The following is an 11816-nucleotide window of genomic DNA, read 5'->3' as shown; positions in this document are numbered from 1 at the left end:
AACTTGAGGAGTTTTCCCGTGCCTAAAGAAAGTGGCCGTAAGGTGGTGGCCACCAACCGCAAGGCCCGGCACGACTACCACGTGCTGGACACTTACGAGGCCGGCATCGCGCTGATGGGCACCGAAGTGAAGTCCCTGCGCGAAGGCCACGCCTCCATGGTGGACGGATTCTGCACGTTCTATAACGACGAACTGTGGATGGAAGCCATCCACATTCCCGAGTACAACCAGGGCAGCTGGACCAACCATGCTGCCCGCCGGCGCCGTAAGCTGCTGCTGCACCGCGAGGAGCTCATCAAGATCTCCCGCAAGGTTCAGGAAGCCGGCTACACCATCGTGCCACTGCAGCTCTACTTCGTGGACGGCCGCGCCAAGGTGGAAATCGCCGTTGCCCGCGGTAAACGGGAGTACGACAAGCGGCAGACGCTGCGGGAGCAGCAGGACAACCGCGAGGCCCAGCGCGAGATGCGCGAACGCAACCGGCGCCGGTAGGAATTATTTCGCCGAGGCATACGTTAGTATGAATAGTCCGGCAGGCTTGCCAGCCGGTTTGGTAACAAAATACGGGGATGATCGGTTTCGACGGTGTTAGTCGCGACAGGTGAAGCGGGCCGAGGATGCAGAATTATCTCGTAAACGCTTTCTGCAAACCAATAAGTGCCGAATCTAAGCGCACTGACTTCGCTCTCGCTGCCTAAGCAGTAAGACAGTCCGTCAGCCCGGGGTTGCTATCGCCCCGGATCCTGGCGTCATTTAGATAGCCACTGCTGTTTGCTCCCGTCATCGGAGTAAACGGGACTTTTAGATGACTGGGCCCGGATCAGCTAGCTGTTTGCAGCATGGCTGGGGCCGAGAAAATCCGACGCAAACTGCGCCCGGAGAAGCCCTGACAACACGACATCGGACGGGGGTTCAATTCCCCCCATCTCCACCCCACGGTTCGGGCCATCCTTCACGGATGGCTCGAGTCATCGAAAACACTCCGGTCTTCGGACCGGGGTGTTTTTCTTTGCCCTGCGCCGGTGATTGCGTGCCGGGAGTCTGTACTGAAACGCGACTCCTCGGCTGGGACGAAATGCTCTAGTCCCCGGGCCGGCGCGCCGCTATGTTCGGATCATGCACAATGACGCCCCGCAAACGCCCACCGAAGTCCTGGATGCCGGAACGTGCTGGGACCTCCTCCGGGGAGTGTCCGTCGGCCACCTGGCCGTACTGGTGGACGGGTATCCGGAAGTCTTTCCGGTCAACTTCAAGGTGGACCAACAGTCAGTTGTGTTCCGCACCGGGGAAGGAACCAAACTGCGCGCAGCCGGGGGACCACTCGCCGTCGCGCTTGAAGCCGACGGCCATGACACGTCCCAGGCGTGGAGCGTGCTGGTCAAAGGCAGGGCCGTCATTCTGGACCCTTCAGAGGAACTCCTGACCGGGGCCGGACTGACACTCTTTCCCTGGCAGGCGGGCGAAAAGGACCACTTCGTCCGCATTGTCCCCACCGCCGTCAGCGGAAGGCGTTTCACCATCACGTCGCCGCTGACCTGGTGGAACCACGTGGGACACGCCGCAGGCAGGGGCACTGCGTAGCCGGCGCCGGGCCCATCGGCCCTTTCCGGAACGTGCTCTTGCTGGTACCACTGACCTATGATCGGGTCGCCCACCGCCGCTGCCGCCAAGCCACCATTCGACGCCGTCATTTTCGACCTCGACGGGGTGGTCACCAACACGGCGCTGGTCCACCAGGCTGCATGGAAAGATGCGTTTGACCGGATCCTGCACGACCCCCGGGTTCCCGCGGGCGCCAACCGTGCCACCCTCAGCAGGGCGGACTACCTCACCTTCATTGACGGGATGCCGCGTGAGGAAGGGGTGGTGCGGTTCCTGGCCGCCCGCGGGGTGCAGATTGAAAAGGGGAAAGATACTGACGAAGCCGGAGCCTGGACGGGATTCGGCTTGGGCGCCTGGAAGAACGAATACTTCCTGCAACACCTCCGGGACGACGGCGTCCAGAGCTACCCCGGGACGCTCGAACTTTTGCAGCGGCTTGAGGGCGCGGCGGTTCCAACCGCCGTGGTCACGTCAAGCCGCAACGCCGCGTTGGTCCTGCAGGCGGCAGGCATCCACGATCTGTTCCACGTAGTGATGGACGGAACGACGGCGGCCGGGCTGGGTTTGCGCGGAAAGCCTGCACCGGACGTGTTTCTCGCGGCCGCGTCACGGCTCGGGGTGGCCCCGGCGCACGCCGTGGTGGTGGAGGATTCGGCGGCGGGGGTTGAAGCCGGCCGGCGGGGCGGGTTCGGCCTCGTAGTGGGAATCGACCGCACGGGTAACCGCCGCCAGCTCGAAGCGGCCGGTGCGGGAATAGTCCTCAACGACGTGGGAGAGCTGGACCTGGGACAAGTCATCGGTAACGCCTGGCACCTCGTTTACGAAGGGTTCGACGCCGCGCACGAGGGACACCGGGAAGCCCTGACTACCCTCGGTAACGGCTACATGGGCGTCCGGGGGGCGGCACCCGAGGGCGGCCCCTTCAGCTACGCAGGAATGTATCTTGCGGGCGTGTACAACCGGGTCCTGGCCACGGCAGCCGGAGAGACGCTACTGGAAGAACACATGGTCAACGCACCGGACTGCCTGCCGCTCGATCTGCGCCTGTCCGGCCAGCCGTGGTGGTCGGAGGGCGGGATGACCGTAATCCGGGAGCGCCGTGTCCTGGACCTCAAAAAGGCGCTGCTTGAGCGCAGGCTGCTGTTGGAGGGCGCGGACCACCGGCGGCTGGAAGTGGTGCAAACCCGCTTTGCATCCATGGCCGAACCCCACCTGCTGGTCCTCGAAACGGTAATCACTGCCCTAGGCTGGAACGGTGACGTGGAAGTCCGCAGCGGAATAAATGCCGCCGTGCGTAACGCCAACCTGCCTGAACGCGCCCAGGGCTCCGACGTCCATCTCGCCGACAGGACCGCCCTGCGCGGCTCCAGCCCGGAGGGGCCACCCGACGCAACCTCCGTCGTCGAAGTCGAAACAACCCAAAGCCTGATCCGCATCGCTGCAGCCTACCGAACATTCTTTCGCCGCGAGGCGGCCGGAATCGAGGGCAGGAAAGGTGCGTACCACTTCCACACCTTCCTGCTTTCCCTTGAGGCGGGCAAGGCGGCGCGGATCACCAAGACAGTGGCAGTGGTAACCTCCCGCGACCGCGCCATCTCCTCCCCGGAGACGGGGGCCAGGGCCGTGCTGGAGCGCACGGGCGGAGACTATGATGCGCTGCTGGCGGCGCACGAGGAGGCCTGGCGGCGCGAACTCCGGCCGTTCCTGGTGGACATCGACGCCCCGGTCCAGGTGCAACTGGTCCTTAACCTGCATATCTTCCATCTGCTGCAGACCTTGACGCACCACACGGCCGAACTCGATGCCGGCGTCACCGCGCGCGGCCTGCATGGCGAAGGCTACCGCGGCCACGTCTTTTGGGATGAGCTGTTCGTTTTGCCGGTACTCACCTCAAGGACGCCCGACATTGCCCGCTCCGTACTCGACTATCGGTGGCGGCGGCTTCCCGCTGCCCGGGATGCTGCAGCTGTCGAAGGGCTGGAAGGGGCCAAGTTTCCGTGGCAAAGCGGCAGTGACGGGACCGAGGAGACACCAAAATGGCTGTACAACGAAAGGTCCGGCAGGTGGGTGAGGGACCACTCGCATTTGCAGGTCCACTCGGGCCTCGCCGTCGCCTTCAACGCCTGGCAGTACTTCCAGACCACCGGGAACAAGATTTGGCTCCTCCAAAAGGGGGCTGAGCTGGTCATCGAGGTTGCCAGGTTCTTCCGCTCCCTGGCCTGGTACGACGAGCCGGGCGGCCGGTACCACCTGCGCGGTGTGGTGGGACCGGACGAATACCACACAGGCTATCCCGGCCGGGACAAACCAGGCCTGGACGATAACGCCTACACCAACGTCATGGCGGCGTGGGTCTGCTCCCAGGCGGCGGGGATCCTGTCCTTCCTCCATGGCAGCGAGCGTGCCGGGCTCATGGAACGCCTCGGCGTCACCGAGGAGGAGACAGCCGGGTGGGCGCACATGGGAACTGCGATGTACGTCCCCTTTCACAGTGACGGCGTCATCAGCCAGTTCGAGGGCTACGGGGAGTTGAAGGAGCTTGATTGGGAGCATTACCGGGACGAGTACGGTGACATTGAGCGGCTGGACCTGATCCTGGAAGCTGAAGACGACGCGACCAACTGCTACAAGCTGGCAAAACAGGCGGATGTCCTCATGCTGCCGTACCTGCTGGGCCACGAAGGACTGGTCACCATCCTCCAGCGGCTGCACTACGGATTCACGCAGGAACAACTCAACCGGACCATCGAGTATTACCTGGCCAGGACTGCCCACGGGTCCACACTGAGCAGGGTTGCGCACGCATCCGTCCTGGCAGGCCTGGACGCGGACAGGGCCTGGGACAGCTTCCGGGAAGCGCTCGACGCCGATCTGGACGACACCCAGCACGGCACCACGCGCGCGGGGATCCATTTGGGCGCGATGGGCGGCACGATCGACGTGGTGCAGCGCAGCTTCGCGGGCCTTCGGTTCAGCGGGGAGACGATCGTATTCGCTCCCAACCTGCCCACGGGTCTTCGCGCCGTGGCCTTCGAGGTCCTGTACAGGGGGCATCGGCTTCGGGTGCACCTCAAGGACGGCCGGATGAGCATCGCCTCCGCCCCCGGCGACGCCGGCCCCATCAAGGTGCATGTGTACGGCACCGATGTTGTCCTGACTCCCGGCCGGACCCGGCACTTTCCGATACCTGCCCGGGAACCCGGACTGGTGGCGTCGTGAAGCGGCTGGGGATCCTCACCAGTGGTGGTGACTGCCCGGGGGTCAACGCCGTCATCCGGGGAGCAGTACTGGGCGGGGACGTCGCCCACGGGTACGAATTCGTCGGATTCAGGGACGGGTGGCGGGGTGTCCTGGAACAGGACGCTATTCCCTTGCCCCGGACGGGCGTCCGTGGGATCTCACGCCTGGGCGGAACCATCCTGGGCACGTCCCGGACCAACCCGCTGGTGGGCAATGGAATCGAAGGGGTACGGGCCTGTTTTCGGCGAAACGGACTGGAGGGCCTGATTGCCATCGGGGGAGAGGGGACGCTGGCGGCTGCCCGGGAACTGTGCGCGCAAGGCATCAACGTGGTGGGGGTGCCCAAGACCATCGACAACGACCTTGGCGCCACGGACTACACCTTTGGCTTTGACACCGCAGTCCAGACTGCCACGGAAGCGATAGACCGCCTGCGGACCACGGGGGAATCCCATCACCGCTGCATGGTCGCGGAAGTGATGGGCCGCAACGCCGGGTGGATAGCGCTGCATTCCGGAATGGCCTCAGGCGCGCACGCCATCCTGATACCGGAGCATCCCGTATCCCTGGACCAGGTCTGCTCGTGGGTGCTGTCCGCCCGGGACCGGGGCAGGGCGCCCCTTGTGGTGGTGGCCGAAGCCTTCGCACCCGAGGGGCACGCGGCGCCTTACGCGCCCCGCGGCCTGGATACTTTTGGCAGGCCACGCCTGGGCGGCATTGGACTGCTGCTTGAAGGGGAACTGCAGATCAGGACCGGCATCGAAACCCGGGCCACCGTCCTGGGGCATATCCAGCGCGGCGGCGAACCCACGGCCTTCGACCGTGTCCTTGCCACCCGCCTGGGCCTGGCCGCCGTCGAATCCGCAGCAGCGGGCAGATGGGGAACCATGGTGTCGCTGCGTGGCACGGACATCGTGAACGTCGGGCTGGAGGAGGCGCTGGGGGAACTGAAAGTGGTGCCGGAGGCGCGCTATCAGGAAGCTGCCGTCCTGTTCGGCTGAATTGCCCCGGTCACGGGAAGCCCGCGTGTTCCCGGGCGGGCTTCCTGGGCTTCCTGGGTGCGGGGATTTCTGAATAAAGCGCTCTGCAAAAACTATGGCGCATCATGTTCCGGTCGGACCCGCAGGACCGCCGATCCGGTAACCCTGTCCGCCGCCAGGTCTTCCAGGGCTTTGTCCGCAGCGTCAAACGGGTAGACCGTGGTGGTGAGGGCCAGGGACAGCCGGGCTGCGAGGGTGAGGAACTCGTGCCCGTCCGCCCTGGTGTTGGCGGTCACGCTCCGCACTTGCCGTTCAAAAAAGAGTTCCCTGGCGTAACCCAGGGCCGGGATGTCGGTCAGGTGGATCCCGGCAATGGCCAGCGTCCCGCCACGGTCGAGGGCACGCAGTGCGACGGGAACCAGGTTGCCTGCCGGGGCAAAGAGGATAGCGGAATCGAGCGGTACTGGCGGTTCGGCGTACGCGTCGCCTGCATACTCCGCTCCCAACTCCAGTGCCAGTGACCTCGCGCTCGCAGAACGCGTCATCACGAACACGGAGGCGCCCTGTTTGAGCGCCAACTGGGCCGTGATGTGGGCTGAACTGCCAAATCCGTAGATGCCCAGGCGCCCGCCGACCGGCAGCGCGGCGCGTTTCAGGGCGCGGTACCCAATGATCCCGGAACACAGCAACGGTGCAGCCTGTTCGTCGGTGAACGGGGCGGGCACAGGGTAGGCGAAGTCCTCCGCCACCGTCAGGTGCTCCGCGTAGCCGCCATCCCGGTCCCAACCGGTAAAGACCGGTGACGAGCAAAGGTTCTCGTCACCTCGGCGGCAGTAGGGGCATTTGCCGCAGGTCCCGCCAAGCCAGGCCACCCCAACCCTGTCTCCTGGCCTGAAACGGGAGCAGTCCGCCCCCGTTTCAATGACGACGCCGACTGCTTCGTGGCCGGGCACCACGTGCGGATGCTGCGGTGCCAGGTCTCCTTCAGCGAGATGGAGGTCTGTGCGGCAGACACCGCAGACGGTAACCTCCACCAGGAGTTCGCGGGCGGCAGGACTGGGGGTGTCCCTGTGTCCCAGCACCAGGGGACGGGTGGATATGGGTCCGGGCTCGTTCACCCACCATGCGCGCACAGCGCCTCCCGCTCCGTTGGCCTGCCGGTGCCTCCGCCCCGCCGGCTCCTTATTCGAAGCCCGCCCGGGTTGCATCATCCAGCGGGGTCTGCCACAGCAGCGGCGCGCTTACCGTAAAGCGCCTCCCCGTGATGGACTCCGGCGTGATGCGGATGAAGTGCTCCTGCCCGACGCCCTGCCACGGAAACAAGGCACGGCGGATCTCATCCAGGTCAGGGCCCGTGGGCGTCGTCTCCTGTGCCTTGCCCTTGATGACGACGCTCCAGGCAAGACCGAATTGTGAGCTGACCGCGTCCGCTTCCAGTGCAACAACGGCATCCGACTGGATTGCCTGCTGCTTGGTGCCGCTGCCCGTGCGGAAAACCAGCGATTGGCCGTCCACCTTGTAGTTGACGGGAAAGACGTCGGGATGGCCATCGGCGATGACGGCCAGCCGTCCCACCCCGGTTTGGGAGAGGAGTGCCCAGCATTCCTCCGCGTCAAGGATTTCCGGCGCCGGTACGTTCGTGTTGTCAGTCATACGCCAAAGCGTAGGCAACCCTCCTGCCTCCGAAAAGGGCACAAAGGCCCGGCCTCAAGGGAAGGACCTAAGGCCCTTGGACGCCGGGAGGGCCGATGGGACGCTGGGGAGACACCCGGGAAGCTGATCTTCCCTGCGAAAGGTGGCCATGCTGACGCATCTGCAGCGGGTGGGCTGGTTACGCCCCTGTTTGGGGCAGTGCCGGACGGGGCGGCACTCCTGCAGGCACTTGGTCTCTCGGCGCTGTTCCTGGTGCTTGCGACTTTGCACCTTGCAAAACTCCGGACCGAATGGCCACCAGGGGAAGGCCTTCCCGTTCTCCAGCCCGCGGAAATGCAGCCAGCCCATCGCCAGACATCAACAGCCGGCCGGCGAACCCAGCGCCGGCCCTCACCTTAAGGAAACAGCCCATGAAAGCCCTCGTTTATGGCGGACCCGGCGAAAAGTCCTGGACCGACGTCCCCGACCCCCGGATCCAGCAACCCGGCGACGCAATCGTCCAAGTCGATACCACCACCATCTGCGGTACCGACCTGCACATCCTCAAAGGTGACGTGCCCGCCGTACAGCAGGGCCGGATCCTGGGCCACGAGGGAGTGGGCACGGTGGTGGAGACCGGCCCTTCCGTGACCGGCCTCAAGGTCAACGACCGCGTCATCATCTCCTGCATCAAATCCTGCGGGCACTGTGCCAACTGCAAGTCGGGCCTGTACTCACACTGCCTTGGAGCAGAAGGCCAGCAAGGCACTGGATGGATCTTCGGCCACCTGATCGACGGCACCCAGGCCGAATACGTTCGCGTGCCCTACGCTGACAACTCTCTGCACCTGTTGCCTGCGGGCGTGAGCGATGAACAGGCTGTCATGCTCTCGGACATCCTTCCCACCGGCTTCGAAATCGGGGTCCAGTACGGCAGGGTCAAGCCCGGCGACAGCGTCGCGGTGGTGGGTGCAGGGCCGGTGGGTCTGGCGGCAATCACCACGGCAGGGCTTTATGGCGCCGCCACTGTGGTGGCCATCGACCTGGACGCCAACCGCCTCCACAAGGCGAAGGAGTTCGGGGCCACGGATACGGTCCTCTCCGGCAGCGCTGACTGGAAGGAACAGGTCCTGGCTCTCACAGGCGGACACGGCGTCGACGTGGCCATCGAAGCGGTGGGCGTGCCGGCGACGTTCGCGATGTGCACCGACATTGTCCGGCCGGGCGGTTCGGTGGCCAACGTGGGAGTGCATGGAAAACCGGTGGAACTGCACCTCGAGGATCTTTGGATCCAGAACATCAACATCAGCATGGGACTGGTGAATACCAACACCACGCCCATGCTGCTCAAGCTGGTGTCACAGGGAAAAATCCGGGCGGAAAAGTTCGCCACACACCATTTTGGCTTCGACCAGTTCCTCGACGCCTACGACACCTTCTCCCGCGCCGCCGAGACCAAAGCGCTCAAGGTGGTCCTCCAGCCCTGAAGCGTCCAGCCCAAACGGCAGCGTTCAGTTCCAAAGCAGGCCGGGGACGACAGCCAATCCCTACAGCCAGTCGGCGGAAAAATCCACCGGCGGCCACCACCGCGTCCGTGACCTGACCGCGAACCTGCGCCCGCTGAGGTCCGTAGGCGTAAGGGCCACCAGGTGGTCCTTGATACCCGGCTGCCACGGTTCCCGGTCGGCGTCCGCGTCCGGCAGGGACATCCGGGTTTCATCGAAGGGTTCGGGCCTGCCCTTCGCCACCACGCTCCAGACCTCCGTGGCATACGGATTGAGCCCGTCCACCTCGAAGGCGGCAACTGCACCGCTGAGCAGGGCGCGAAGCTTTGTGCCCGGCGCGGTGCGGAACACCAGAATTTCCCCAGCTACGGAGAAATTCACGGGAAAGATCTCCGGAACGTCACCGTTGATGACCGCCAGCCTGCCGATGTAGGAGGACCGAAGATACTTCCAGCACTCATCGGCGGCCAGGATTTCCGTTTGAGACCCTGCAGGGGAATCAGTCATGGTCCGATCCTAGAGCCTGGACAGCAGCCGCGCACCGGAGGGGACCCGGCCCGGAGCCGAGCCGGGACGCTGGAAGAGGAAAGTGAGCCCGCACTTCCTGAGGAGGTATTCGGACCCTACGCAGGCTGCGATGACCGCACAGGTCAGCACAAGGGGGTACAGCAGGGCCATGGGCACCGAGTTCGAGATGGCCGGCGCAACCGGTGACAAGGGCCCATGGAAAGCCAGGACAAGGAAGTCCATGATCGGCGTGTGCAGGAGGTAAATGCCAAGGGTGCGGCGGCCGACCCAGGACCCCACCGCGGCAATGGGCCGGTACCTGGTGATGGCACTGATGAAGGCCACAAGTGCCGCGGCCGCCGCCAGTCCCTGCAGGATGTAGACGGCCTGGTCGATGCCGGGATGTATCTCCGGCAGCGCCATCAGGGCGACGAAGACTGGGGCGGCCACAGCGAAACAGAGCACCGTGCGGGCTTCGGCGATGTGCAGGAAGAGGTTCTTTCCGTACACTCCTGCCGCGAAGAAAACGGCCAACTCCGGCACCTTGCCCCACTGCCCCGCGGTGGTGTCCAGGAACAGGGCAGTGAGGATGCTCAGGACGGCAAGCGCGGCCAGCACCACCGACGGCGGAAGCTTCCTGCAGAAGGTCAGTAGTGGTACGTAGACGGCCAGGGCAAAAATAAACCACAGGGGAGTATCCGGGGCTATCAGCTGCAGGAAGAAGTCACCGACGGACACCACCCGCTGGGGCCGCGGGGAATCAGCCAGGACAATGCTGAGGAGCGCATAGACAAGCAGCCAGACGGCATACAGGTAGTAGTTGCTCAGGCTGGAGCTCCACGCCTTTCCGTTGCCGAACCCGTTGCGGACCTTGGAAGCGGCAAGGATTCCGGAAACCGCGAGAAGGAGCGGCATCCGCACAGATCCAAGTCCTGTTGCCACGGCGTCCCAGAACGTGAAGGCCACGCTGCTGTCGTGCTCAAACCTCAGGAAATGCCACAGCCCAACGTGGAACAGGACCACCGCTGCGACGCAAAGCCCGCGTGCCGCGTCGATCCACTCGATGCGCGCTTTTGCTTCCGGCTGAACTGGCGCTGAACCGTGACTTCCCCGTGACATTGCATCAAGCTAGCAGCGCCCGAATAGCGAATTCCTCGACTTGATGGAATTTTGAGGCTGGAAAACAACCCGCCCTCGACGTCCCGTTCACCCAAGGCGTAGCGAAGCCGGGACTGGACCCGTCCCGGCCGTCGTTGTTTTCATAAGGCCCCTGTAGGGCAAGCCACCGCCCCGGTTGATCGAAGCGGAACAGGGCAGAACGAAGGCAGGAGGTGCGCCATGGAACAGGCGCCGGAATCCCAACAACCGGAGGACGACGACGTCCTCGACGCCTACTCCCGGACTGTCATGCGGGTAGCGGCAGCGGTGACCCCGCATGTGGCGGCCATCGAGATGACTGCCCAGCGCCACAATGGCCGGGTCAGGGTGGGAGCGGGTTCGGCGGTGCTCTTCACGGAGGACGGCTACCTGCTCACGAATTCGCACGTCGTGGCCGGAACCAGGCAGGGCTATGCGGTCTTTGGCGACGGCAGCAGGATGGAACTCGAGCTGGTGGGTGCAGATCCACTGTCCGACCTCGCGGTGGTCCACGGTTCCCGGCCCAAGGTCCGGCCCGCCGAGTTCGGCGCGGCCGAGTCCCTGCGTGTGGGGCAGCTTGTGGTGGCGGTGGGGAACCCGCTGGGGCTGGCGGGTTCCGTGACTGCAGGGGTCGTCAGCGGCCTGGGCCGTGCCATCCCTGTCTGGTCAGGTGGTAACAGGCGTGTGATTGAAGATGTCATCCAGACGGACGCAGCCCTGAACCCTGGAAACTCCGGCGGTGCGCTGGCAGACACCCACGCCAGGATCGTGGGCATCAACACCGCGGTGGCGGGTGCCGGCCTGGGGCTGGCCATCCCGATCAACGCCACCACCCGCAGGATCATCTCCGCGCTGCTGGCGGACGGGCGGGTGCGCCGCGCCTACCTGGGCCTGGTCAGCACTCCGATGCAGCTCACCCCCAGTGCGGTGATCCGGACGGGGCTGCGCGAAGGCCTTCGCGTCGTAGAGGTGCTGCCCGGTTCACCCGCAGATGCGGCGGGCCTGTCCGCAGGGGACATCATCGTAACGGCCGGGGGCCGCCCCGTTAACAATGCCGAGAGCCTGCAGCGGCTCTTGTTTGCAGACGCCATCGGCCAGCCGCTCGACGTGGCAGTGCTGCGCGACGGCGCCGAACTGCACCTGACCCCTGTTCCGGAGGAAATGACAGCCAAAGGAACGGCATAGGGTTCGACGGCGGTCCGGCACCTTGCGC

Annotated in this window: 10 protein-coding genes and 1 other RNA gene; 7 read left to right on the top strand and 4 right to left on the bottom strand. The window is 65.0% G+C overall.

All coding sequences use genetic code 11. From position 1 onward, the window contains the following. Positions 1–18 precede the first annotated feature (18 nt). From smpB to JCQ34_RS12080, 5 genes are all read left to right on the top strand, one after another. Positions 19–492, top strand: a complete 474-nt coding sequence (gene smpB, locus JCQ34_RS12100; RefSeq protein WP_043453530.1) for an SsrA-binding protein SmpB — start codon at positions 19–21, stop codon at positions 490–492. A 73-nt stretch (positions 493–565) separates the two neighbouring features. Next, positions 566–934, top strand: a transfer-messenger RNA (tmRNA) gene (gene ssrA / locus JCQ34_RS12095). Between the two features lie 182 nt (positions 935–1116). Further along, a complete protein-coding gene (locus JCQ34_RS12090) occupies positions 1117–1581 on the top strand; it encodes a pyridoxamine 5'-phosphate oxidase family protein (RefSeq protein ID WP_286397865.1) in 465 nt (154 codons plus the stop codon). A gap of 57 nt (positions 1582–1638) precedes the next feature. Beyond that, positions 1639–4821: an HAD-IA family hydrolase gene (locus tag JCQ34_RS12085; protein ID WP_286397863.1), complete on the top strand. Its 3183-nt coding sequence runs from the start codon at positions 1639–1641 to the stop codon at positions 4819–4821. Then, on the top strand, positions 4818–5843 hold the full coding sequence (locus JCQ34_RS12080) for an ATP-dependent 6-phosphofructokinase (protein ID WP_286397861.1): 1026 nt from the start codon (positions 4818–4820) through the stop codon (positions 5841–5843). Before JCQ34_RS12085 ends, JCQ34_RS12080 begins: the two co-directional genes overlap by 4 nt. Positions 5844–5935: 92 nt before the next feature. Here the strand turns inward: JCQ34_RS12080 and JCQ34_RS12075 are convergent, their stop codons facing one another. Both JCQ34_RS12075 and JCQ34_RS12070 read right to left on the bottom strand, forming a co-directional pair. After that, positions 5936–6955, bottom strand: a complete 1020-nt coding sequence (locus JCQ34_RS12075) for a zinc-dependent alcohol dehydrogenase family protein (RefSeq protein WP_286397859.1) — start codon at positions 6953–6955, stop codon at positions 5936–5938. A 49-nt stretch (positions 6956–7004) separates the two neighbouring features. Continuing rightward, positions 7005–7475, bottom strand: a complete 471-nt coding sequence (locus tag JCQ34_RS12070; protein ID WP_286397857.1) for a pyridoxamine 5'-phosphate oxidase family protein — start codon at positions 7473–7475, stop codon at positions 7005–7007. 410 nt (positions 7476–7885) lie between these two features. On the opposite strand from JCQ34_RS12070, the gene JCQ34_RS12065 reads away from it, so the two are divergent. Further along, entirely contained in the window at positions 7886–8941 is a 1056-nt protein-coding gene (locus JCQ34_RS12065) for a zinc-dependent alcohol dehydrogenase family protein (protein ID WP_286397855.1), read from the top strand. 60 nt (positions 8942–9001) lie between these two features. On the opposite strand, the gene JCQ34_RS12060 is transcribed toward JCQ34_RS12065, so the two are convergent. Beyond that, positions 9002–9466 carry a pyridoxamine 5'-phosphate oxidase family protein gene (locus JCQ34_RS12060; RefSeq protein WP_286397854.1) on the bottom strand — a complete coding sequence of 155 codons (465 nt, stop codon included), beginning with the start codon at positions 9464–9466 and terminating at the stop codon, positions 9002–9004. Positions 9467–9475: 9 nt separating this feature from the next. After that, complete coding sequence (locus JCQ34_RS12055) at positions 9476–10585, bottom strand: acyltransferase family protein (RefSeq protein ID WP_286397852.1); 1110 nt, start codon at positions 10583–10585, stop codon at positions 9476–9478. Positions 10586–10804: 219 nt separating this feature from the next. On the opposite strand from JCQ34_RS12055, the gene JCQ34_RS12050 reads away from it, so the two are divergent. Next, positions 10805–11788 (top strand): S1C family serine protease, encoded by a 984-nt coding sequence (locus JCQ34_RS12050; RefSeq protein WP_286397850.1) that lies wholly within the window; start codon positions 10805–10807, stop codon positions 11786–11788. The last annotated feature ends 28 nt before the right edge of the window (positions 11789–11816 follow it).

This window comes from Pseudarthrobacter defluvii (assembly GCF_030323865.1).
In the GTDB taxonomy this organism is placed as follows: domain Bacteria; phylum Actinomycetota; class Actinomycetes; order Actinomycetales; family Micrococcaceae; genus Arthrobacter; species Arthrobacter sedimenti.
This window is presented reverse-complemented; position numbering and strand designations above follow the sequence as displayed.